The following is a 22,496-nucleotide window of genomic DNA, read 5'->3' as shown; positions in this document are numbered from 1 at the left end:
ACCATATGAAGTTTGAGGCTATTTTATTATGAACATTGATTTCCAGAAGCTAATCATTCAAAAACACGTTATCGACAGCTCTGCGCATGAGAAGACTAAAAAACTAAGTGTTGCGTATGGTGTCGATCGTAATTTTTTATTTGGATCCGGCATTTCTATGACCTCAGTATTAGTGAATAATCCTGATATTGATATTCACTTTTATATAGCAACAGACTATATAGATGATGATTATCTGGAGAGCGTAAAACGCCTGACACAAATGTACAGTACGACGGTGACTGTTCTTGTGTTCGATAATGCGGCATTTCGTGAGTTGCCGAGTACGAAAGCATGGACTTATGCAATGTATTATCGTTATTTCGCATTTGAATATTTAAGTACCGAGTTAAGTTCTGTACTGTATCTTGATGCTGATGTCATTTGCAAAGGTTCTCTACGCGAACTTACCGAGGTTAATTTCTGTGGGGAATATGCTGCTGTTATCAATGATATTGATGAAGTGCGTATTCAGTCCGGTAACAGGCTTGGTATTCCTGAGCTGAGTAACGGTTATTTTAATTCTGGTGTGGTATTTGCGAATCTTGGAGTTTGGCGTGAACAGCAGTTGTTGACGAAGGCATTTTCTATCTTAGATAAACGCCAAAAGGAACTTCTGTATTTTGATCAGGATGTTCTAAATATATTATTTGTCGGTAATGTGATTTTCCTGAGACGGGATTTTAACTGCATTTATGGCGTGGATCAGGAACTAAAAAATAAAAACGATAAAATTTACCAGGATTATATTACAGATGATACTGTTTTAATACATTATGTCGGTGTCACTAAGCCATGGCATACTTGGGCAAAATATCCGGTGGCTAAATTCTTCATCGACGCATATAAAAAATCTGCATGGGCAGGAAAGTCTTTATTAAATGCAAACACTGCAAAATTGTATAAGCGTAAATCCCGGCATGAGAGAGTGCAGCGTAAATATATCCGCTCGGTGCTTAGTCATGTTATGTATATAAAGAACAAACTACATAATGCACGGTCTCATTAGTTAATAGAAGTGCAAATAATTTCCAGATAGCATATTAAAAAGGTGTAGTACATGAATTTTGATTGTAATCAGTCTATTAAAGACATCATTGAGGTTTTTGGGGCTCCAGAGACTCAAACCCCACAACTCAATATTGCATGGGGGGTTGATCAAAACTTTATGTTTGGAGCGGCAGTTTCGATGTCGTCCGTTTTACTACATAACAAAGATATCAGCATACATTTTCATCTTTTTACTGATTATCTTGATTCAGATTACCGCAAAAGATTAGAAAAACTAGCAAAGCAGTTTTCGACCAATATAACTGTATATGTGATGGATGCAGAAGGATTAAAGATCCTTCCGTGTGGGAATGCATGGTCACATGCGACCTACTTCAGATTTATCGCGTTTGAGTATCTTAGCGAAAATATTGATAATCTTCTCTATATTGACGCTGATGTTGTATGTAAAGGGTCACTTGTTGAGTTAACACAAATCACCCTGGAACATCATGTTGCAGCGGTTATTCAGGATGTTGAATATAGTCGGGTGTATGCCGCGCAGAGGCTTAATACTCCTGAATTTAACGAACAATACTTCAATGCTGGTGTTATATATGCAAATTTAAAGGAATGGAAAAAACAAAAATTCTTTACTAAAGCATTTTCGATCCTCCTGGATAAGACCAGGAAATTCGCTTTTCTGGATCAGGATGTCTTAAATATAATGTTTTTTGGTAAGACAATTTTTTTACCAAGAATTTATGATGCAATTTACGGAATTAAACAAGAACTTAAAAGTAAGGACACATCAAGTTATAAAGAATATATAACTGATGATACGATCCTTATCCATTATATTGGCGTAACTAAACCCTGGAATTCATGGGCAAATTACCCTTCAGCACAGTTTTTTGTTGATGCCTGGAAAGCTTCACCTTGGACGGATGTTCCATTGCTGCCAGCTAGAACGCCAAAACAGTATAAAAAGAAATCACGTCATGAAAGATTACAAGGGAAGTATTTCAACTCGATAATTAGCTATATTGGTTATTTGCGGGAAAAGTTAAAGAGTAAGTAAAAAAAACTCCCGTAAGGGAGTTTTTTTTAACGTAATTTAGCCTTAAGGTATTTCATATACCATTTGAGAGAAGCGTAGTAATTTCCCTTTTTGGATTCCTGGCGCGAGTAAACCCGGTAATCAGTAGGCCTCATACGCGGAGCATAAGAGCGCATTTCAGCGTCTCGCCATGGTGTGAAGTGATGGTAGAAAAGAAAAAGTTGCTGTGAAAGCCCAGTATGTTCTTTATACCAAGGTTTTCTTCCACCAGTGAAATGAATGATGCGAGGCAAGATATCTTTTTGATAAAAAAAGGTGTCTTTTTGCTGATCTGTGAACCAGTTAAATAAGAAATTCCATCGTTTATCAATAAACTTAACGTTGCCGTCAATTGCGATATTCAGAGCATCTTGGTCAAAATAAGGCAAGGATTTACCTTGTTCAAATAACACTGTATTTGCTTTATTTTCAATATCAAACTTGATCCAATTTTCAATGTTAATATATAAAAAGCCAGCATTAAAATAATGATCAGTACTAAGGCCCAAGCGTTTAGCATTTTTTGTATCATGAATATCGAGGGAGTCGTGGCTGACTGCGCAAATGACGTTGCTGATATCAATGCTGTTAATATCATTGAGCTTATCAAAACATAGTGTATCAGCATCTAAATAGATAAAATGCTCTATTTTATCTTTTAGTAAGCGCGGTACGGCCAGACGCATATAGGTAGAGCGGTTCAGGTGTTTGATTGCAAAGTCATTATTATACTTTTCAATCTCTTCTTTATCGATATTGATAACCTGAATTTTATCACTGGTTGAACGTAGTTTATTGATTTCTTCGTCAGTAACATCATAGACAAAGACGAAAAATGACAGGTCTTGCTCTGGGTTGTTCATTATGACCGACATAATGGACACTGCTACATATTCCAGATAATTGGCATCTGTACAGTAAGCAATATTAATAACGTTATTTTTGCTGTCCATTTATGCTTTCTCATTACCTTTAACATTGTCACTATCATGAAGTACCGTATCGATAGCGTCAATCACGACCTGTTCCGGAATCCAAGTTAGATATTTTTTTGACCGATCGAGTTCATCTCGCGAAGGCATCGGATGGTACTCGCCAGCCCAAATCAATACGGCTTTATCAGACCACGGCTTCCATTGTCGGTAATTGGTGGCGCCAAACAGGCATACCTGCGGTGTCCTTAGCGCTGCGGCCATATGCATAGGTGCAGAATCGACACCAATGTACAAAACAGCATGGTCAATCAACGCGGCCAGTTGCAGAAAGGTCGTTTTACCTGCCAGCGTCAGGTCAGGAGACGATTGACACAGTGCAGCAATACGCTGGACCTGTTGCTGCTCACTCAATGCAGGCCCACAGGTAAGATAAACATGTAAACCACGCTGATGCAGATGGTCTATAACATGAGCGAATTTCTCATCATCCCAGCATTTAAACTCTTGTCTGGCAGTGGGTTGAATAACGACATATTTTTGCGCAGGCAGTGTAGGCAACAGAGATACCAGATGTTGATAATCCTCCTGAAGATAACTCAGTGACATCTCTTTCTTGAGTTCTGCTTCGCTAAACCCAATGCCTTTTAGAATAGATAGGTTTTGTTCAACAATATGCGTCCCAACGGATGGCGTTACTCGCGTAAAAAGTCGGTTCCACTGCTCTTTATCGCGCTTAAAGGCAATTGAAGGAAGGCGTAAAGAGGCGATAAGTGCTCCAATTGGCCATTGTTCTGTGAGGTTAATAATCAAGTCATAGTGATTTTTCTTCAGTTGTTGACGCACTGAAAGATAATTTTTTACTGTTGCCAACAGGCCTTGTTTTTTCTCAATGAGATAAAAATTATTGATATCTTTATGGGCGGCCAGAATTGCTTTGGTATCTTTATAGAGGAGCAGATCGATCTTAGCCTGTGGATAACGAGCCCGAATGCTGGCAATGACGGGCGTGATTAACAGAACATCCCCATAAAACTTGAGCTTGCAAATAAGCACATGGTCAATTTTTTCAAACATGTTAAATTCCTTTTCGAAAAAATAAGCTCTTGCAAGCAGATAATACCTTATATCTCATTTCTGAAATGGAGCGGTCAATATGGGGATATTTCATCTTAAGAATTATTTTTTTATTAACAATTTTTGTGTCACAGGATGCAAGCGCATTATGAATATCATTCAGCATACCTTCACTATAACGATAATAACCTTTTTTCTTGCGTAATAGTTTGCGTCCTTCCAGAAAACAGTTGATGATCATTAGTGTGGCAACAGTACGTTTTGCGTTATTTTTATTTATATAATTATACATTTTCCGCATAGCAAAAAAGATACTATCCGCATCGCTATCAATAATATTCTCGGTAATGCTCTTATCATTTAACCGGTAAAAATATAGTTTATTCTCAATCTTTAATATTTTATGGCATTTAAAGTATTGGAAAGGGCAGAAAATCATGTCTTCATACCGACGATGTTCTTCGAATCGATCGTTACCAATAACGTTACGATGGAAGATTTTTGTCATGAGATGCCATTGTCCTGCCCGGAATATTGGAAGTAGAGGGGTATAATCATCATCCGATAATATAATTTCGTGCTGATTAATATCATTTTTTATACCAGATGAATTCTGATACAGATTGTTCATATCTCTGGTTAGATTAAATTCGAGAATATCATATTTTTCGTCTCTCAATTTAGGAAGAAGGATAGTGAAATAATCTGTGCAGACAATATCGTCACTGTCAATAAACCCAATATATTTCCCTGTCGCATGGGTAAGGCCAACGTTACGAGTGATTGCAACGCCTTGATTTTTTTGGCTAATATACTTAACGTTGTGGCATTTCTGCTCACGATAAAATGCCTTGATACGTTCTTCAGTTAAGTCTGTTGAGCCATCATTAACAATTATTATCTCCACATCATCAGTGATGCTCTGATGGATCGACGCCAACGTCGCCGTGATGAGTTCAGCATTATTGTATGTAGGTATAATAATGCTCAGTAAATAACCTGAAGCGCTATTCATAGCATGATTCTCTCGTTGGATTCGAGCTCAGCACTGCTGCAATACATAACGCCAGCATGCTGCTCAAGGCTTCACCCTTGGCATACAATAATAAATCACTCAAGCCATAGATAGCGATAGCGCCTGAGATGACGAACAATAGAGGACTACGTTGCCAGTAAGCTCTTAAAAACATAGCGGTATAGAGCAAGAGTAGCACAATAACCCCGGAGATGCCCTTTAGCGAAAAGGTATCAATAATTTCGTTATGCAAATGTACGTTAATGAACTTAAGCGTCCCTTGTAGGGAAGTATCCTGGACGGCAAGTCGCTGAATTTCCGCCCCTCGTTGTTCAAGTGACTGCCCCCAGTGATGACCTTTCCCTGCTTCAATTCCTGCCCGTTGCATCGCAAGTCGCGCACCAATAGAGGTATTGCTGTTGTTTTGATTATAAGAGTGCAGATCGATCAGGAAGTTCTGGTAGCGACTTTCAATGACTGGTTTTAAGGGGATCGCAGCAATCCCGACCAGTATTACAAAACCCAGTAGCGCCCTTAACAGTATGTTGTGGTTGTGGCGGTAGTGGATGAAAAATAGTCCGATACTCAGGAGCGGATATACCAAAATCGCAGCCCGAGTTTGTGTGGTGATGATGACCGCCAGTGAGATCAAAAAATGTAACAAGTACAGTGAAACCGTATGTCTCAGGCGCAGATTAATGATCGCTTGCGAGGCTAATAATGCAATTAGTGTCAGAGAGTAAGCCGTGCCGGTTTGATGTTCAAAACCAAGAGCAACGCGGTATCTTAAAGGGTTTTGTGCTCCACTAAGTTGATAACCCGCGAAAAGATACAAACCGATTGCCGTAAGAATCACCCAGATACTGGTCAAGCGGATTTTATTAGCACTTGGTGCTTGTGATGTTAGTATGGTCATCACCAGCGCGGCAAAAATCATCACTTTGCCACCGTTCTGGTATGAACGGTAGGCGCCAGTAAAAGCTGAACCCGGTTGTTTAAATATTTCTACCCATATAATCTGGAGTAACCCGAAGAGCAGCAACATAAAAGGCAAAACCAGGTTTTGTTTGTTACTGCACACATGCTTTATGTTTTTTCCTATAAGCGGCAGAGACAGAGCTGTGGAGAAAATAAATACCTTCAGCGCTTCATCTGGATTGACCAGCACCATCGCAAGGGTTGCCAGGATCCCGGCATAAAATAAGAAGTATATAAAATCGAATGGATTGTTTTTTATACTACAAATAAAGCGAGAAAACATGTGTTGGCGAAGCATGGTTCATCTCTTAAAGTTAAAGCAAATTATTATCAACCAGCGATACGTTGACTAAGCTAGCGTCCAGATCCTGCAATTTTCCGGAATGGCTCAGCTGTGTGTATTGATTCTTCCCATACCCACCAATCAATCCTGGGTCCGTTGGACCGTACAACGTAATATTAGGGCGATCCAGCGCAGCGGTTAAATGACTCAGGCCTGTATCAACCGACACCACAAATTTTGCCCCCGCCAGTACGCGAGCGACCTCTCCCAAAGTCATCCGTGGAAGAACATCAACATAAGAAAAACCATTTGCCAGCCTACGGGCTCGTGCTTCTTCATGAGGAGCACCCCATGGCAGTTTAATACGTATGCCAGCGTTATTTAACAAGCCAATTAGCTCCCGCCAGTTGGCTTCTGGCCAGTGCTTATCATCACGCGTTGTGGCATGCAGAAATACGGCATACTGGCCCTTATCAGCATTACGTTCTTTCAGAAAATGCTGAGCGATAGCGTAATCACCCTGCGACTGGGGCCTGGAATATCCCAGGCTTTTGGCGAACAATTCACGCGTACGTTCTACCGCGTGCTGCTGTTTGGCAATGTGATGTTTGCGATTATAAAACAGGCTCGCCAATGGTTCGCGCGCCGTGCTCCAGTCCATACCATGCTTGATGCCACGTGCCAGACGCGTAACCAACGCCGCGCTTTTAACCAGACCCTGCGCATCAATTATCGCGTCATACTGATGTAAACGCACCGCATCGCGAAAGGCTTTACGCTCGGCTTTAATCGGCGCTGAAAACCAGGCTTTACGCCAGCGGCGGATCGCCACTGGAATAACCCGGTCAACGGCTGCATGCCAGGATGGGATCTGCGCGAAGCCTTCTTCCACTACCCAATCAAATTGAATATCCGGCATGACCTGCTGCGCATCGGTTAATGCCGGTAACGTATGCAGTACATCGCCCATAGACGATGTTTTAACGATCAGTACCCGCATCCGTCAGGCTTCCTCTTGTAACAACAGGTCGTTAAGTTCTTCCAGCACGCGCTGGGGTGTGATGTCAATCAGGCTCTGATGATAGCCTTCTGCTGCATCGCCCTTGCGTACTTTGTGATAACCCGTAATCAAGCGAATCACGCGCGCCTTGTGTGAAAGCGGCGGAGTAAAATCCGGGCTGCTGGGGCCATACAACGCTACCAGAGGTCGATTCAACGCTGCGGCAACGTGCATTAATCCAGAGTCGTTGGTGACCACCGCTTTGCAGGCGGCGAGCAGAATGACGGCCTGCTCCAGCTGTGTTTCGCCCGCCAGATTACGGCACCAGGGCTGCTGATCAACGCTCAGCGTCGCCAGGATCTCATTTCCGGCTTCATGGTCTTTTGCAGAGCCAAAAAGCACAATCTGATGGCCTTCATCGATCAGCTGCTTCGCCAGATCTGCGTAGTGGTAATGTGGCCAGCGTTTCGCTGGACCAAATTCCGCTCCAGGGCAAAAGCCAATGATGGGGCGTTCGGCAGAAAGGGAAAACTGGCGACAGGTCAGGGACTTTTCACCTTCGCTTACCTGCAACTGCGGCCATAGCAGAGGCTGCGGCAAATCTTTAGCTGACAGCATTACGCCTTTATCATAGGCCAGGGCTACATAGCGTTCGACCATCAGCGGCCAGGCATCTTTATCCAACACGCGCGCATCGTTTAGCAGGCCGTAGCGCATTTCACCACGCCAACCGGTACGATGGGGAATGCCAGCAAAGAACGGTACCAGCGCGGATTTAAACGAGTTAGGCAGCACATAGGCGCGGTCATAGCGTTTTTCACGCAGGCTATGACCGAGTTTACGCCGCTCACCGATCTCCAGCGCGCCGTGTCCAAGCGGCATGGCGATAGCTTCGTTAACTTCAGGCATGCGCGATAATAACGGACGGCACCATGCAGGTGCCATCACGTCGATTATCGCCTGGGGATAGCGCGCCTTAAGCGTGCGATAAAGACTTTGCGACATCATCATGTCGCCCACCCAGGACGGGCCTACCACCAAAATTTTCATACTTACGCGTCGCGGTTCAGCCAGGCCATATATTCCGTTACACCTTCAGCAACGGTTTTAAACGGCTTGTCATAGCCCGCAGCGCGCAGATTAGTTAGATCGGCCTGGGTAAACGCCTGATAGCGACCTTTCAGTTTTTCCGGGAATGGGATGTACTCAATGCTGCCTTTTTTGTGGTACGCAAGCGTTGCATCGGCAACGGCCTGGAAAGATTCCGCACGACCGGTACCAAGGTTAAAGATGCCGGAAACCCCGTTTTCCAGGAACCACAGGTTCACCGCAGCCACATCGCCTACGTAAACGAAATCACGCTTGAAGTTTTCACTGCCTTCGAACAGTTTTGGTGTTTCGCCATTATTGAGCTGGGTGTTGAGGTGGAAAGCGACGCTCGCCATGCTGCCTTTATGGCCTTCACGCGGTCCGTAGACGTTGAAATAGCGGAAGCCAACAATCTGAGAATTGGCTTCTGGCAGGATCTGACGAACGTACTCGTCGAACAGGAATTTTGAGTAGCCGTAAACGTTCAGCGGTTTCTCATATTCACGGGATTCGATGAAATCAGAAGTACGACCGCCGTAGGTGGCGGCAGAGGACGCATACAGGAACGGAATTTCACGCTCCAGGCAGTAGTGCAACAGCTCTTTGGAGTATTGATAGTTGTTATCCATCATATACTTGCCGTCCCACTCGGTAGTGGAGGAGCATGCGCCTTCGTGGAAAATCGCTTCGATATCGCCGAAATCTTCTCCGGCCATAATCTGGATCAGGAAGTCTTCCTTGTCCATGTAGTCAGCAATATTCAGATCCACCAGGTTAACAAACTTGGTGCCATCTTTAAGGTTGTCCACCACCAGGATGTCGGTGATGCCTTTATCATTCAATGACTTGACGATGTTGCTGCCGATAAAGCCCGCGCCGCCGGTAACGATGATCATAAATGTAACCTTCGAATTTTGGAGTCAGAGACAATCTCAGACACGAATACTTTCTATCATATCACTACATGGCTCTGGCTTCAGCCATTCACCGATAAGCCGTACGGGTACACGTGATTTATGCTTCATTTTGAAGAAGTGATGATGCGTCATCTCGTATCAGCGTATAGCTTTGGGTAATATGTGCTGAAATTTGCCCAGTCTGGAGAATTGAAATGCGTGGGGATTTTTACAAACAGTTAACGAACGATCTCGAAACCGCACGTGCGGAAGGATTGTTTAAAGAAGAGCGCATTATTACGTCTGCCCAGCAGGCGGATATCACCGTGGCGGACGGAAGCCACGTTATTAACTTTTGTGCGAACAACTATCTGGGGCTGGCTAACCACCCGGAACTGATTGCAGCTGCAAAAGCAGGTATGGATTCTCACGGATTTGGTATGGCTTCGGTCCGCTTTATTTGCGGTACCCAGGACAGCCATAAGCAACTGGAGCAAAAACTGGCGGCATTCCTCGGTATGGAAGATGCCATCCTTTACTCTTCCTGCTTTGACGCCAACGGCGGCCTGTTTGAAACGCTGCTGGGCGCAGAAGATGCGATTATCTCAGACGCGCTCAACCACGCTTCTATCATTGACGGTGTTCGCTTGTGTAAAGCAAAGCGTTTCCGTTACGCCAACAACGACATGGTCGAACTGGAAGCTCGTTTGAAAGAAGCGCGTGAAGCGGGAGCCCGTCATATCCTGATCGCCACCGATGGCGTGTTCTCTATGGATGGTGTGATTGCTAACCTGAAAGGCGTTTGTGACCTGGCGGATAAATACGACGCGCTGGTCATGGTTGATGATTCCCATGCTGTCGGCTTTGTCGGCGAAAATGGTCGTGGCTCACATGAATACTGTGACGTGATGGGGCGTGTGGACATCATCACTGGTACGCTGGGTAAAGCGCTCGGCGGCGCATCTGGCGGTTATACCGCAGCGCGCAAAGAGGTTGTTGAGTGGCTGCGTCAGCGTTCCCGTCCGTATCTGTTCTCCAACTCATTGGCTCCTGCAATTGTTTCTGCCTCCATTAAAGTGCTGGAGATGGTCGAAGCAGGCAGCGAGCTGCGCGATCGCCTGTGGGCGAACGCACGTCAGTTCCGCGAGCAAATGTCTGCCGCAGGCTTTACGTTAGCGGGAGCGGATCACGCAATTATCCCGGTCATGTTGGGGGATGCGGTAGTGGCGCAAGAGTTCGCCCGCGAGCTGCAAAAAGAGGGGATTTACGTTACTGGATTCTTCTATCCGGTGGTTCCAAAAGGTCAGGCGCGTATTCGTACCCAGATGTCTGCGGCGCATACCCCTGAGCAGATTACGCGTGCTGTTGAGGCGTTCACACGCATTGGTAAACAACTGGGCGTTATTGCCTGAGGATGTGAAATGAAAGCGTTATCCAAACTGAAAGCGGAAGAGGGCATTTGGATGACCGACGTTCCTGAACCGGAAGTCGGCCATAACGATTTGCTGATTAAAATCCGTAAAACAGCCATCTGCGGGACTGACGTTCACATTTATAACTGGGATGAATGGTCGCAAAAAACCATCCCGGTACCGATGGTCGTTGGACATGAATATGTCGGCGAAGTTGTTGGCATCGGCCAGGAAGTTAAAGGCTTTAAAATCGGCGATCGCGTTTCAGGCGAAGGTCATATCACCTGCGGGCATTGCCGTAACTGCCGCGGTGGACGTACTCACCTGTGCCGCAATACGACCGGTGTTGGCGTAAACCGTCCTGGCTGCTTTGCAGAGTACCTGGTGATCCCGGCATTTAACGCGTTTAAAATTCCGGACAACATCTCTGACGACCTGGCGTCTATCTTCGATCCGTTCGGTAATGCGGTGCATACGGCGCTGTCGTTCGATCTGGTTGGGGAAGATGTGCTGGTTTCCGGCGCGGGTCCAATCGGTATTATGGCGGCAGCGGTTGCCAGGCACGTTGGCGCACGCCACGTGGTGATTACCGATGTTAATGAGTATCGCCTTGAACTGGCGCGTAAAATGGGCATCACTCGCGCGGTCAACGTGTCGAAAGAGAGTCTGACCGACGTGATGGCTGAACTGGGCATGACCGAAGGGTTTGATGTCGGTCTGGAGATGTCCGGCGCGCCGCCAGCGTTTCGCACCATGCTGGACACCATGAACCACGGTGGCCGTATTGCTATGCTGGGTATTCCACCATCAGACATGTCCATCGACTGGACTAAAGTTATCTTTAAAGGATTGTTTATTAAAGGTATCTACGGTCGTGAGATGTTTGAGACTTGGTACAAGATGGCCGCATTGATTCAGTCTGGTCTGGATTTGTCACCGATCATCACCCATCGATTCTCCATCGATGAATTCCAGCAGGGCTTTGACGCGATGCGCTCGGGCCAGTCAGGGAAAGTGATCCTGAGCTGGGATTAACCCTATCCAATCAGTAGATTCTGCGTATGTCCCTGGGTGTTGATTATCATTACCATCCGGGGCGTTTTTATGCTTGCACGCTCGCTCCTGCCTGGCGCATTTTCTGCTAAAGAATTAATAATTTTTTCTGAAAATCTACCGCTTAATATGCTAAAAAGTGCCGATAACTCTATTGTTTGGCTGGATTTGATATGACCTATATCCCTGGTCTCCTGAGCGTCATTATGCCACTTTACAACACGGGTGAACCGTTCATTGCGTGTATGGATTCGCTGATTGCGCAAACCTGGAAGAACCTGGAGATCATCATTGTTAATGATGGTTCTACGGATAACTCAGCGGACCTTGCTCAGTCTTATGCGGATCGTTACCCGCACGTTCACCTGTTGCACCAGCCCAATGGAGGGGTATCCGCGGCGCGCAATACCGGTATGGAAGTTGCCAGGGGGGAGTACATCGCGTACGTAGACGGCGATGATATTGCCTATCCGGAAATGTATGAGACGCTGATGACTATGGCGCTGAAGGATAATCTGGATGTTGCGCAGTGCAACGCTGATTGGTGTATTGCGGAGACAGGCCACACCTGGGCATCCATTCCTACCAATCGAATTAGTTCTACCGGCGTGATGACCGGGCCAGACTGGTTACGCAAAGCGTTAGCCAGTCGCCGTTGGCGGCACGTTGTCTGGATGGGCGTTTACCGCCATCAGACCATCCGCGACGCAGGACTGACCTTCCTGTCCGGTCTGCACCACCAGGATATTATCTGGACGACAGAGTTTATGTTTAATGCGAAACGCGCGCGTTATACGGAAGTGCCGTTGTATAAATACTTCCTGCACGGCGCGTCCGTCAGCCGCCTGCCACGCACCGGGCTGAAAAATCTCGCCTATCAACGCCACTACATTAAAATTACCCGTCTGCTGGATAAGATGAATCACGACTATGCTGGACGCATTCCAATTTATCCGGAGTTCAAACAGCAGGTGATTTACGAAGCGCTACGCGTTTGTCATTGCATACGTAAAGAGCCGGACGAGAAAATCCGCCAACGGATGATTGCTGAAGTATTCGTATCGGGTATGTTTAAGCGCATGGTGAGCAATATCTGCAGCGTTAAGCTGGGTTATCAGGTGCTATTGTGGGCCATACGCTTTAGTCAGTGGCGCGATAAATCACTGACGCCGCGCCGCCTGGCCCATTTAACGCTGGATATTAAAGAGTAATTATTGCCAGCCCTGCCATTGCAGGCGCATGTACTGCACCAGCGTGCTTTGGGTGATGCTTTCACCGAGCACGCTGAAGAAGCGGCTGGCGTAAACTGGCTCTAACGGCTGCTTCGGTTTGCATAATCTCACCCCGCGGAAAGGATTACGTGGCGCATCAGGTTTACCATTCTTCGGCGGTGTAAGGTTTGGTCTGGAGGTGTCTACCTGTGGTTCATTGAGCAGGCTGCTTGGGCGAACCAGCGTAATGTCCGCAGGCAGGTTATAAAGCATTTGCTGCAGGACGCGAACCGTCGAAGGGTGAGGATGCCCAATGGCAATTGCTGAACCGTTGCGGCGCGCAAGCTCAACGGCACGATTAAACTGACGGCGAATATCGGCTTCGTTTTGCGTGTCATCCAGGAAGACTTTGCGTTTGATAACCTTCACGCCGGTTCCCGATGCTGCGCGCATTGCCTGACTGTTGCCGATGGTCATACTGTCCAGGAAGTAGAGATCGTAGCGTTCCAGCGCCTGCATCACCTTCTGCATGCCGAACAGGCTGGAGGTCATCGCGCTGCCCATATGGTTGTTCAGCCCGACCGCATTCGGTACTTTGCTTACCGCGTCGCGAATAATCCGCTCAATCTCTTCGCTGCTCATTTCCGGGCGCAAAGTATCTTTCTCTAACGGCTGTTTGCTCAGCGGCGCCATCGGCAGATGGATTAAAACTTCATGCCCGCTGTTATGCGCTTTAATCGCCATTTCACGCGCGTGTGGGGCATTAGGCAGAACGGCAACGGAGAGGGTGGAAGGCATCGCCAGAACCTGATTTTCGGTGTGTGGACGATAGCCGAAATCATCAATAACGATGGCAAGTTTGCCAGCAAAAACAGGTGTTGCGAAGGCCAGCACGCTGGCGAGAGAGAATAATAGACGACGAAATTGAGGCAAAACTTATCTTCCCAACCACGGCTGTGGATTGACCGCCTGACCCTGGCGACGAATTTCGAAATAGAGTGCCGGCCTGCCCTGTCCGCCGCTGCTACCCACAAGTGCAATAGGCTGCCCGGCGCGAACCTGCGTACCGACGCTGACCAGCGCGCTCTGGTTATAACCGTAAAGGCTCATATCGCCTTTACCGTGCTCAACGACGACCACCAGACCGTAGCCCTGCAACCAGTCCGCCAGAATGACGCGGCCATCGGCAATGGCTTTAACTTCGGTGCCTTCGGATGCGCCAATAACCATCCCCTTCCAACGTAGCTCACCTTGCAACTGTTCGCCATAACGATGTAGCGTTGGGCCACGAACGGGCCAGAATGCCTGGCCGCGTGGGGAACCTAAACCGCCGGTACGGGACATCAGTGATTTTTCGCTTTCGGTTGGCTTGTAGGTTGAGCCTTTCCGTGACGCATCCTTTTGTTTGTCGCGTACGGCCTGCGCCTCGCGTGCTTCACGTTCCGCACGTGCTTTGGCTGCGGCTTCGGCGCGAGCAATGCTGTTGCGCAGGCGTGATTCGTTGGCGCGCATTTCGCCCAGTTGCTGCTGGCCCTGCTGAATCGATGACTCCAGACCCGAGAGCGTCTTCTTGCGTTCATTACGCGCCTGCTCCAGCTTAGCCTGCTGAGCGCGCTGTTCGTACAGCAACGTCTGCTGTTCGCTCTGCTTATCTTCCAGCTCGGCTTTTTGCGAGTCGACTTCTTCGCGGGTTTGTTTCAACTGCGCGATGGTTTCCTGCCGCGCCTGGTTCAGATAGCCGAAATAGGCCTGCAGGCGTTGCCCGCGCTGGCTCTCTTCCCCGCTCAGAATGAGCTGAATACCGGTGTGTTCGCCCTGGCGAAACGCTGCGTCAAGTTGGGCTGCCAGGCTACGCTCTTGCGCAGCCCGCTGTTTTTCCAGCTTCGCGAGGGCGGCATTCATTTCAGTGATTTGCGCATTCAGCTGCGCCAGCGAGTTTTGCGTTTCGCGAAGTTGCCTGGCGGCAACGGCGATGGCCTGTTCCTGAGCTTTAAGTTGAGCGAGGAGAGTGGAGCGTTGTTGTTGTTGTTGGCGTACCGCGCGTTCTTTTGCCGCGATATCAGCCTGAATAGATTTGAGCTGATCGCGCTCGTCCGCGTGGGCGGAAAAGGCGCACAGCAATACGCCAGCGCTAAGCGCGCTGGCGTAGAACAAGGGCCTGACTGAAAGCTTTTGCAGTTTCACGGCCCAAGTGATGGTATTAATCGCCTTTCCCCTCATGGGGAGGGATTATTCCACGATGAACAGCGGCTTACCAGTCATCTCTTGCGGGATTTCCATACCCATCAGCGTCAGCATCGTCGGGGCGATATCAGAAAGTTTGCCGCCTTCAACTGCTTTGACGTTTTTACCACCGACATAAATCAGCGGAACGGGCAGGTTGGTGTGTGCTGTATGCGCCTGACCGGTGGACGGATCGCGCATTTGCTCTGCGTTACCGTGGTCCGCGGTGATCAGCAGTTGGCCGCCAACGGATTCAACCGCTTTAGTCACCTGCTCAACGCAGTGATCCAGCGCTTCAACCGCTTTAACCGCAGCTTCCATCACCCCGGTGTGACCAACCATGTCGCCGTTCGGGTAGTTACAAATGATGGTGTCGTATTTTCCACTCTGAATCGCAGCAACCAGCTTCTCGGTCAGCTCAGCAGAGCTCATTTCCGGCTGCAGATCGTAGGTCGCGACTTTCGGCGAGTTGATCAGGATGCGATCTTCGCCTTTGAACGGCTCTTCTACGCCGCCGTTAAAGAAGAAGGTCACGTGGGCATATTTTTCAGTTTCGGAAATACGCAGCTGCGTTTTGTCATTCTTCGCCATCCACTCGCCAAGGGTGTTGGCCAGAGACGCTGGTGGGTAAGCAACAGCAGTTTTGATGTCGGCTGCGTATTCGGTCAGCATCACAAAGTTGAGGTTAACGACTTTCTTACGGGCGAAGCCGTCGAAGTCTGCGTTAACAAACGCACGGGTGATTTCACGCGCACGGTCAGCACGGAAGTTCATGAAAATCAGCGTATCGCCGTCTTCCATGGCGGCTTCAGCCTGGCCTTCAGCACGGATCACGGTCGCTTTCACGAATTCGTCGTTTTCGTCGCGGGCATAAGCAGCCTGCAGGCCTTCAACAGCCGTAGCGAACTGGAACTCGCCTTTTGCCAGCGTCATCAGGTCATAAGCCTGTTCAACGCGATCCCAACGGTTGTCGCGGTCCATGGCGTAGTAACGACCGATGATGGACGCTACGCGGCCTTTGCCCAGCGCGGCAAATTTCTCTTCGAATTTCTGCAGCGAATGTTCAGCGCTGCGCGGCGGGGTATCACGGCCATCAAGGAAAGCGTGCAGATAGATTTTCTCAGCACCGCGTTCAGCTGCCATTTCGACCATCGCCATGATGTGATCTTCGTGGCTGTGAACGCCGCCAGCAGAGAGCAGGCCCATGATGTGAACCGCTTTGCCGCTATTTTTTGCCTGGTCGACCGCATCGGTCAGCACTGGGTTAGCGAAGAAAGTCCGTTCTTTAATTTCAACATCCAGACGGGTCAGGTCCTGATACACGATGCGGCCCGCGCCCAGGTTGACGTGACCCACTTCGGAGTTGCCCATCTGGCGATCGGGCAGGCCGACTTCCAGGCCAGAGGCATCAATCAGGGTATGCGGACGTTTTGCCCACAGAGCATCCATTACCGGGGTTTTGGCATTAAAGATGGCGTTATCCTGGCTGTCTTCACGATAGCCATAGCCATCCAGAATCACCAGTACCATAGGTTTTTTAGAAACCGACATTGCGACAACCTCACACTCAATAGACAAAAATAATTGCGTAATTTTACTACAGCTGAATCGATAAAATAGCCCCAGAAGATCAAATAATCGACCAGAGCGTGTCGCAGAGGGCGCGGATTTACGTTTTTTTTTCCGTAGCGCCCCGCAAAAATGCAATCCAATGCACGCTCTGGCTGTATTTGCGCCAACGCGCAGGTATACTCCTTTCCTGGTTTTTTAATCACTAAGTCGGGAGTTGTTACCCCCCATGCAAGAAATTATGCAATTTGTTAGTCGCCACCCTGTATTGAGTATCGCCTGGATTGCGTTACTGGCGGCTGTATTATTTACCACGTTTAAGAGCCTGACTTCGAAAGTGAAGGTAATTACGCGCGGAGAAGCCACTCGTCTTATCAACAAAGAAGATGCGGTGATTGTGGATTTACGTCAGCGCGACGACTTCCGCAAAGGTCATATCGCGGGCTCCACTAACCTGCTGCCGAGCGAAATCAAAGCCAACAATTTTGGCGAGCTGGAAAAACACAAAAACAAACCTGTTATTGTGGTTGATGGCTCTGGTATGCAGTGCCAGGATTCAGCAACTGCGCTGATTAAAGCCGGTTTTGAGCAGGTATCTGTACTGAAAGACGGCGTAGCGGGCTGGAGTGGCGAGAATCTGCCACTGGTTCGCGGCAAGTAATTTACCCGTCTTCTTTCATGCCGCAGGGTAAAAGAACACTGGAGATAAGTCATGGCCAATATTGAGATCTATACCAAAGCGACCTGCCCGTTTTGCCATCGCGCAAAGGCGCTGTTGAACAGCAAGGGTGTGAGTTTCCAGGAACTTCCGATTGACGGCGATGCCGTGAAGCGTGAAGAGATGATCAAGCGCAGTGGCCGTACAACGGTTCCGCAGATTTTTATTGATGCACAGCACATTGGTGGTTGTGACGACTTGTATGCGTTGGATGCACGTGGTGGACTGGATCCACTGCTGCGTTAAGGCGTACCGAAGTATTTAAAGGACAACACTAAAGGGTTTTCTCAACATGTCAGAACAAAATAACACTGAAATGGCTTTCCAGATCCAACGTATTTATACCAAGGATGTGTCTTTCGAAGCGCCAAATGCACCACATGTTTTCCAGAAAGATTGGCAGCCAGAGGTTAAACTGGATCTTGATACCGCATCTACCCAACTGGCAGATGATGTGTATGAAGTAGTGCTGCGTGTCACCGTAACGGCTTCTCTGGGTGAAGAAACTGCGTTCCTGTGTGAAGTTCAGCAGGGCGGTATTTTCTCCATCAGTGGTATTGAAGGGACTCAGATGGCGCATTGCCTTGGTGCATACTGCCCGAACATTCTGTTCCCGTATGCCCGCGAATGCATCACCAGCCTGGTTTCACGCGGTACATTCCCGCAACTGAACCTTGCGCCGGTCAACTTTGATGCGCTGTTCATGAACTATTTACAGCAGCAGGCTGGCGAAGGTACTGAAGAACATCAGGATGCCTGATGAACCAAAGTAATGCTTCAATGACTGTGATTGGTGCCGGCTCGTACGGCACCGCTCTTGCCATCACCCTGGCAAGAAATGGCCATCAGGTTGTCCTGTGGGGCCATGATCCGAAACATATCGCGACCCTCGAGCACGATCGCTGCAACGTCGCGTTCCTCCCTGATGTGCCTTTTCCCGAAACGCTGCGCCTGGAAAGTGATTTAGCCACTGCGCTGGCCGCCAGTCGTAATATTCTGGTGGTGGTGCCTAGCCACGTCTTTGGCGAAGTGCTGCGCAACATCAAACCGCTGATGCGTCCTGACGCGCGTCTGGTCTGGGCGACAAAGGGTCTGGAAGCGGAAACGGGACGCCTGCTGCAGGACGTCGCGCGTGAAGCGCTGGGGAATTCTATTCCACTGGCGGTTATCTCCGGTCCGACGTTCGCCAAAGAGCTGGCGGCGGGCATGCCGACGGCGATTTCTCTGGCCTCGACGGACGACACCTTTGCTGACGATCTCCAGCAGTTGCTGCACTGCGGCAAGAGCTTCCGCGTTTACAGCAATCCGGATTTCATTGGCGTGCAGCTTGGCGGCGCGGTGAAAAACGTTATTGCGATTGGCGCGGGGATGTCTGACGGCATCGGTTTCGGCGCGAATGCGCGAACCGCATTGATCACCCGTGGACTGACCGAAATGTCTCGCCTTGGCGCGGCGTTGGGTGCCGATCCTGCCACCTTTATGGGGATGGCGGGTTTAGGCGATCTGGTGCTGACCTGTACCGACAACCAGTCGCGTAACCGTCGTTTTGGCATGATGCTCGGCCAGGGGATGGACGTGCAGGGGGCGCAGGACAAGATTGGTCAGGTGGTTGAAGGCTACCGCAATACGAAAGAAGTTCGTGAATTGGCGCACCGTTTTGGTGTTGAGATGCCAATAACCGAGGAAATTTATCAAGTATTGTATTGCGGAAAAAACGCGCGCGAGGCAGCATTGACGTTATTAGGCCGTGCACGCAGGGACGAGCTGAGTCGCCACTAGCTGTAAGGAACTGTTGAATATAACGACCCGACCCGCGAAGAACGGGTCGGTCGTTTTGCTATCTTCTGGAGTACGCAATGCCGTGTGAAGAACTGGATATCGTCTGGAAAAACATTAAAGCGGAAGCCCGGGCACTGGCGGAATGTGAGCCAATGCTGGCCAGTTTTTACCACGCAACGCTGCTCAAGCATGAAAACCTCGGCAGTGCGCTGAGCTATATGCTGGCGAATAAACTCGCTTCTCCGATCATGCCCGCCATTGCCATTCGCGAAGTCGTGGAAGAGGCCTACGCGGCCGATCCTGAAATGATTGCCTCAGCGGCCTGTGATATTCAGGCGGTACGCACGCGTGATCCGGCTGTCGATAAATATTCCACCCCACTTCTGTATCTGAAGGGCTTTCATGCGCTTCAGGCCTACCGTATCGGTCACTGGCTGTGGCATCAGGGGCGTCAGGCGCTGGCGATCTTCCTGCAAAATCAGGTGTCCGTTAGCTTCCAGGTAGACATTCATCCGGCGGCAAAAATTGGCCGTGGGATTATGCTCGATCACGCCACTGGTATTGTGGTCGGTGAAACTGCCGTGATTGAAAACGACGTCTCTATTTTGCAATCCGTCACGCTGGGCGGGACCGGTAAAGCCGGCGGTGACCGTCATCCGAAAATTCGTGAAGGCGTGATGATTGGCGCGGGAGCAAAAATTCTCGGCAACATTGAAGTCGGGCGCGGCGCGAAGATTGGCGCAGGTTCCGTCGTTTTACAGCCGGTACCCCCGCATACCACTGCAGCAGGCGTTCCGGCACGCATCGTCGGCAAGCCTGACAGCGATAAGCCGTCCATGGATATGGATCAGCATTTCAACGGGATACATCATACTTTTGAGTATGGAGATGGTATCTGATTTCGAGCTATCTTACCTGGCAGATTGAACCTGAGCTGTGCTCGTCATCCTCACGTATTGCGTGTACGCTCCGGTGACTGTGCGCAGTCCGTGTTCAATCTGTCTGCGCCGATAACGCTCGAAATGAATTTCATCAAATTAATGTAGGTCGGATCAGGCGCTAGCCGCTATCCAACAATCATCAGCTACGCAGTACCGCGCCCGGATACCCTAGCTGGCGCCAGGCCTCATACACCACCACCGACACCGCATTTGACAGGTTCATGCTGCGACTGTCTGGCATCATCGGAATACGAATTTTTTGTTCGGCCGGCAGCGCGTCAAGGATGCTGGCTGGCAGACCGCGTGTTTCCGGACCAAACATCAGATAATCCCCGTCCTGATAGCATACCGCGCTATGCGCTGGCGTACCTTTGGTGGTCAGAGCAAACAGGCGCTGCGGATGTTCTGCGGCGACGAAGGCGGCGTAATCAGGGTGGCGTAGCACGGCGGTAAATTCATGGTAATCCAGCCCCGCGCGACGCAGGCGCTTGTCGTCCCAGGTAAAGCCCATTGGCTCTATAATATGCAGACGAAAGCCGGTGTTGGCGCAAAGACGGATAATATTGCCGGTATTTGGCGGGATTTCTGGTTCGAATAAAACGATGTTAAGCATACTGCCCCCTTGATAACGGGGGGCAGAATAGCAGAAAGAGCGGGTACTATGCGACGGTCAGCGTCTGCGGTTTATAGCGTTGCAGCTTGTAAATTGTCGCGGCAGCAGCGACCAGGGCCGGAAGGCTGAGGAACATTAAGATACTGTCTGCCTGCCATTGCAGGGAAAGCAACTGGGCGCTCATCATCGTTCCGGCTACGCCGCCGAAGCGGCCCACGCCCTGCATCCAGGCAATGCCCGTCGCACGGCAGTGGGTTGGATAAAACGTGGCGGCCAGCGTCTGCAGCCCGGACTGCGCGCCGTTCATGGTAATCCCCATCAGGAAGATCAGTGCGCCGAACAAGATGATGTGGTTATGTTCAAACCCGAGAGCGAGGGCAAACAGCATCGTCAGAATGAAGCCGAGTGAGACCACTTTATGGGCTTCCCAGCGGTCCATTAACCAACCGGCCAGCAGGATCCCCGCCGTACCGCCAAAGGTAAACAGCGATGTCAGCCAGGCGGATTCGGCCAGCGGATAGCCCATTCCCAGCATCAGCGTTGGCATCCAGCTCAGCAGCACGTAATAGATAACCAGCCCCATAAAGTAGGTCATCCAGAGCATCAGCGTACCCGGCAGCCAGGGCATACTAAATAACTGTGCCACGCTGCTTTTTTTGACCGTGATACGGTCTTCATCCAGATAAAACTGGGTAACCTGTTCCAGACTTCCCGACATAAAACGTTGAGCAATGCGTTTAATCTGTGCAACCCCTTTACCGCGGTGAACCAGATACTTAACCGACTCCGGCAGGAACAGCACCAACAGTACGGTGAGGACCAGTGGGGCGATCGCACCAGCAAGCAGAACACTGTGCCAGCCGTAGTTGGGGATCAGCCAGGAGGAGATCACGCCGCCGCCCGCAGCCCCTAATGGAAAGCCACAGTACATGGTGTTAATCGCCATTGAACGACAGCGTTTCGGGGCGAATTCTGACACCAGGGTGATGGCATTGGGCATTGCCGCGCCAAGCCCAAGCCCGGTGAGAAAGCGCCAAAACGTGAGCATATTCAGCGTCTGGGCATAGGCGGTTCCCAGACTGGCGAGGCCAAAGAACAGACAGGAAAAGACCAGGACGCGCTTACGACCCATACGATCGGAAATCGGTCCGGCCAGCAGGGCACCAAATGAGAGGCCCAATAGCGCGGCGCTTAACACCGGTCCAAGATCTTGTTTCTTGATGCCCCAGTCGGCTGAAAGCGTGGGGGCAATATAGCCCATCGCCGCCGTATCGAAGCCGTCAATGGCTAAAACCAGAAAACCCAGGACAATAATGACCCAGTGGAAACGCGAAAAAGCACTGTCATCTATCGCCTGCTGGATATTCACTTTTCCGGAATAAGCCATGTCACCCTCGCCAGTTATGATGATTGTTATATGTATAAAATGCTGTTGTATTAGCTTGTCTATACATTTGGCAGGTGGATAAAAAGTTGTCAAATATATTGGTTGTAAATGTTAACTAGTCGTTATTTTTGGATAAAAAATGGTCGGGCTGAAAACAGACCGACCATTCAGAAAATGGGGTTTACGGGGATG

At 49.2% G+C, this 22,496-nt stretch carries 22 protein-coding genes; 10 read left to right on the top strand and 12 right to left on the bottom strand.

The window, feature by feature from the left end:
* The first annotated feature begins 28 nt into the window (after positions 1-28).
* Both OGV75_RS23280 and OGV75_RS23275 read left to right on the top strand, forming a co-directional pair.
* Positions 29-1,048: a glycosyltransferase family 8 protein gene (locus OGV75_RS23280; protein WP_142418057.1), complete on the top strand. Its 1,020-nt coding sequence runs from the start codon at positions 29-31 to the stop codon at positions 1,046-1,048.
* 51 nt (positions 1,049-1,099) lie between these two features.
* The gene (locus tag OGV75_RS23275; protein ID WP_046275760.1) at positions 1,100-2,110 is read left to right on the top strand and encodes a glycosyltransferase family 8 protein; all 1,011 of its coding nucleotides are present in this window, start codon (positions 1,100-1,102) and stop codon (positions 2,108-2,110) included.
* Between the two features lie 26 nt (positions 2,111-2,136).
* On the opposite strand, the gene OGV75_RS23270 is transcribed toward OGV75_RS23275, so the two are convergent.
* Genes OGV75_RS23270 through rfaD form a run of 7 tightly spaced genes read right to left on the bottom strand, consistent with a single transcriptional unit; the run spans position 2,137 to position 9,398 of the window.
* Positions 2,137-3,081, bottom strand: coding sequence for a glycosyltransferase family 8 protein (locus OGV75_RS23270; RefSeq protein ID WP_286481328.1), 945 nt, complete (start codon positions 3,079-3,081; stop codon positions 2,137-2,139).
* Positions 3,082-4,137 (bottom strand): lipopolysaccharide core heptosyltransferase RfaQ, encoded by a 1,056-nt coding sequence (rfaQ, locus tag OGV75_RS23265; protein ID WP_046275758.1) that lies wholly within the window; start codon positions 4,135-4,137, stop codon positions 3,082-3,084.
* Position 4,138: 1 nt separating this feature from the next.
* The gene (locus OGV75_RS23260; protein WP_142418060.1) at positions 4,139-5,152 is read right to left on the bottom strand and encodes a glycosyltransferase family 2 protein; all 1,014 of its coding nucleotides are present in this window, start codon (positions 5,150-5,152) and stop codon (positions 4,139-4,141) included.
* Complete coding sequence (locus OGV75_RS23255; protein ID WP_176442211.1) at positions 5,145-6,428, bottom strand: O-antigen ligase family protein; 1,284 nt, start codon at positions 6,426-6,428, stop codon at positions 5,145-5,147. The genes OGV75_RS23260 and OGV75_RS23255 overlap by 8 nt, the downstream gene beginning before the upstream one ends.
* A gap of 16 nt (positions 6,429-6,444) precedes the next feature.
* Complete coding sequence (rfaC, locus tag OGV75_RS23250; protein ID WP_047358803.1) at positions 6,445-7,413, bottom strand: lipopolysaccharide heptosyltransferase RfaC; 969 nt, start codon at positions 7,411-7,413, stop codon at positions 6,445-6,447.
* 3 nt (positions 7,414-7,416) lie between these two features.
* A complete protein-coding gene (gene rfaF / locus OGV75_RS23245) occupies positions 7,417-8,463 on the bottom strand; it encodes an ADP-heptose--LPS heptosyltransferase RfaF (protein WP_046275755.1) in 1,047 nt (348 codons plus the stop codon).
* A 2-nt stretch (positions 8,464-8,465) separates the two neighbouring features.
* On the bottom strand, positions 8,466-9,398 hold the full coding sequence (gene rfaD / locus OGV75_RS23240) for an ADP-glyceromanno-heptose 6-epimerase (protein ID WP_003827312.1): 933 nt from the start codon (positions 9,396-9,398) through the stop codon (positions 8,466-8,468).
* A 215-nt stretch (positions 9,399-9,613) separates the two neighbouring features.
* On the opposite strand from rfaD, the gene kbl reads away from it, so the two are divergent.
* The 3 genes from kbl (at position 9,614) to OGV75_RS23225 (ending at position 13,074) form a co-directional block, all read left to right on the top strand.
* Positions 9,614-10,810 (top strand): glycine C-acetyltransferase, encoded by a 1,197-nt coding sequence (gene kbl, locus OGV75_RS23235; protein ID WP_046275754.1) that lies wholly within the window; start codon positions 9,614-9,616, stop codon positions 10,808-10,810.
* Between the two features lie 9 nt (positions 10,811-10,819).
* Positions 10,820-11,845: an L-threonine 3-dehydrogenase gene (tdh, locus tag OGV75_RS23230; RefSeq protein WP_046275753.1), complete on the top strand. Its 1,026-nt coding sequence runs from the start codon at positions 10,820-10,822 to the stop codon at positions 11,843-11,845.
* 191 nt (positions 11,846-12,036) lie between these two features.
* Positions 12,037-13,074: a glycosyltransferase gene (locus OGV75_RS23225; protein ID WP_046275752.1), complete on the top strand. Its 1,038-nt coding sequence runs from the start codon at positions 12,037-12,039 to the stop codon at positions 13,072-13,074.
* Here the strand turns inward: OGV75_RS23225 and OGV75_RS23220 are convergent, their stop codons facing one another.
* Genes OGV75_RS23220 through gpmM form a run of 3 tightly spaced genes read right to left on the bottom strand, consistent with a single transcriptional unit; the run spans position 13,075 to position 16,848 of the window.
* Positions 13,075-14,007: a divergent polysaccharide deacetylase family protein gene (locus OGV75_RS23220; RefSeq protein ID WP_047358804.1), complete on the bottom strand. Its 933-nt coding sequence runs from the start codon at positions 14,005-14,007 to the stop codon at positions 13,075-13,077. It abuts the gene before it with no gap.
* Positions 14,008-14,010: 3 nt separating this feature from the next.
* Entirely contained in the window at positions 14,011-15,270 is a 1,260-nt protein-coding gene (gene envC / locus OGV75_RS23215; protein WP_230330234.1) for a murein hydrolase activator EnvC, read from the bottom strand.
* A gap of 33 nt (positions 15,271-15,303) precedes the next feature.
* Entirely contained in the window at positions 15,304-16,848 is a 1,545-nt protein-coding gene (gpmM, locus tag OGV75_RS23210) for a 2,3-bisphosphoglycerate-independent phosphoglycerate mutase (protein WP_016154967.1), read from the bottom strand.
* Between the two features lie 247 nt (positions 16,849-17,095).
* Here gpmM and OGV75_RS23205 point away from each other — a divergent pair, with 247 nt between their 5' ends.
* From OGV75_RS23205 to cysE, 5 genes are all read left to right on the top strand, one after another.
* The gene (locus OGV75_RS23205) at positions 17,096-17,527 is read left to right on the top strand and encodes a rhodanese-like domain-containing protein (RefSeq protein ID WP_005120473.1); all 432 of its coding nucleotides are present in this window, start codon (positions 17,096-17,098) and stop codon (positions 17,525-17,527) included.
* 51 nt (positions 17,528-17,578) lie between these two features.
* Positions 17,579-17,830 carry a glutaredoxin 3 gene (gene grxC, locus OGV75_RS23200; protein WP_003024152.1) on the top strand — a complete coding sequence of 84 codons (252 nt, stop codon included), beginning with the start codon at positions 17,579-17,581 and terminating at the stop codon, positions 17,828-17,830.
* Between the two features lie 46 nt (positions 17,831-17,876).
* The gene (gene secB / locus OGV75_RS23195) at positions 17,877-18,344 is read left to right on the top strand and encodes a protein-export chaperone SecB (RefSeq protein WP_003024155.1); all 468 of its coding nucleotides are present in this window, start codon (positions 17,877-17,879) and stop codon (positions 18,342-18,344) included.
* Positions 18,344-19,363, top strand: coding sequence for an NAD(P)H-dependent glycerol-3-phosphate dehydrogenase (gpsA, locus tag OGV75_RS23190; RefSeq protein ID WP_016154966.1), 1,020 nt, complete (start codon positions 18,344-18,346; stop codon positions 19,361-19,363). Before secB ends, gpsA begins: the two co-directional genes overlap by 1 nt.
* 77 nt (positions 19,364-19,440) lie before the next feature.
* A complete protein-coding gene (gene cysE, locus OGV75_RS23185) occupies positions 19,441-20,262 on the top strand; it encodes a serine O-acetyltransferase (RefSeq protein ID WP_016154965.1) in 822 nt (273 codons plus the stop codon).
* A gap of 181 nt (positions 20,263-20,443) precedes the next feature.
* Here the strand turns inward: cysE and trmL are convergent, their stop codons facing one another.
* Complete coding sequence (trmL, locus tag OGV75_RS23180; RefSeq protein ID WP_016157744.1) at positions 20,444-20,917, bottom strand: tRNA (uridine(34)/cytosine(34)/5-carboxymethylaminomethyluridine(34)-2'-O)-methyltransferase TrmL; 474 nt, start codon at positions 20,915-20,917, stop codon at positions 20,444-20,446.
* Between the two features lie 46 nt (positions 20,918-20,963).
* The gene (locus tag OGV75_RS23175) at positions 20,964-22,304 is read right to left on the bottom strand and encodes an MFS transporter (protein ID WP_016154963.1); all 1,341 of its coding nucleotides are present in this window, start codon (positions 22,302-22,304) and stop codon (positions 20,964-20,966) included.
* Positions 22,305-22,496 lie beyond the last annotated feature (192 nt).

Source organism: Citrobacter sp. Cb028 (assembly GCF_030336705.1).
Taxonomy (GTDB): Bacteria; Pseudomonadota; Gammaproteobacteria; order Enterobacterales; family Enterobacteriaceae; genus Citrobacter; species Citrobacter braakii.
Note: the sequence above shows the minus strand (reverse complement) of the source record. Positions and strands in the feature narration are given on the sequence as shown.

Bases quoted from the DNA above. Each gene is read 5' to 3' on its own strand.
- OGV75_RS23280 (WP_142418057.1), top strand. From the start codon at position 29: ATGAACATTGATTTCCAGAAGCTAATCATTCAAAAACACGTTATCGAC.
- OGV75_RS23205 (WP_005120473.1), top strand. From the start codon at position 17,096: ATGCAAGAAATTATGCAATTTGTTAGTCGCCACCCTGTATTGAGTATC.
- OGV75_RS23260 (WP_142418060.1), bottom strand. From the start codon at position 5,152: ATGAATAGCGCTTCAGGTTATTTACTGAGCATTATTATACCTACATAC.
- tdh (WP_046275753.1), top strand. From the start codon at position 10,820: ATGAAAGCGTTATCCAAACTGAAAGCGGAAGAGGGCATTTGGATGACC.
- OGV75_RS23275 (WP_046275760.1), top strand. From the start codon at position 1,100: ATGAATTTTGATTGTAATCAGTCTATTAAAGACATCATTGAGGTTTTT.
- secB (WP_003024155.1), top strand. From the start codon at position 17,877: ATGTCAGAACAAAATAACACTGAAATGGCTTTCCAGATCCAACGTATT.
- OGV75_RS23225 (WP_046275752.1), top strand. From the start codon at position 12,037: ATGACCTATATCCCTGGTCTCCTGAGCGTCATTATGCCACTTTACAAC.
- kbl (WP_046275754.1), top strand. From the start codon at position 9,614: ATGCGTGGGGATTTTTACAAACAGTTAACGAACGATCTCGAAACCGCA.
- OGV75_RS23255 (WP_176442211.1), bottom strand. From the start codon at position 6,428: ATGCTTCGCCAACACATGTTTTCTCGCTTTATTTGTAGTATAAAAAAC.
- gpmM (WP_016154967.1), bottom strand. From the start codon at position 16,848: ATGTCGGTTTCTAAAAAACCTATGGTACTGGTGATTCTGGATGGCTAT.
- grxC (WP_003024152.1), top strand. From the start codon at position 17,579: ATGGCCAATATTGAGATCTATACCAAAGCGACCTGCCCGTTTTGCCAT.
- trmL (WP_016157744.1), bottom strand. From the start codon at position 20,917: ATGCTTAACATCGTTTTATTCGAACCAGAAATCCCGCCAAATACCGGC.
- rfaQ (WP_046275758.1), bottom strand. From the start codon at position 4,137: ATGTTTGAAAAAATTGACCATGTGCTTATTTGCAAGCTCAAGTTTTAT.
- rfaC (WP_047358803.1), bottom strand. From the start codon at position 7,413: ATGCGGGTACTGATCGTTAAAACATCGTCTATGGGCGATGTACTGCAT.
- gpsA (WP_016154966.1), top strand. From the start codon at position 18,344: ATGAACCAAAGTAATGCTTCAATGACTGTGATTGGTGCCGGCTCGTAC.
- rfaF (WP_046275755.1), bottom strand. From the start codon at position 8,463: ATGAAAATTTTGGTGGTAGGCCCGTCCTGGGTGGGCGACATGATGATG.
- OGV75_RS23270 (WP_286481328.1), bottom strand. From the start codon at position 3,081: ATGGACAGCAAAAATAACGTTATTAATATTGCTTACTGTACAGATGCC.
- rfaD (WP_003827312.1), bottom strand. From the start codon at position 9,398: ATGATCATCGTTACCGGCGGCGCGGGCTTTATCGGCAGCAACATCGTC.
- OGV75_RS23175 (WP_016154963.1), bottom strand. From the start codon at position 22,304: ATGGCTTATTCCGGAAAAGTGAATATCCAGCAGGCGATAGATGACAGT.
- cysE (WP_016154965.1), top strand. From the start codon at position 19,441: ATGCCGTGTGAAGAACTGGATATCGTCTGGAAAAACATTAAAGCGGAA.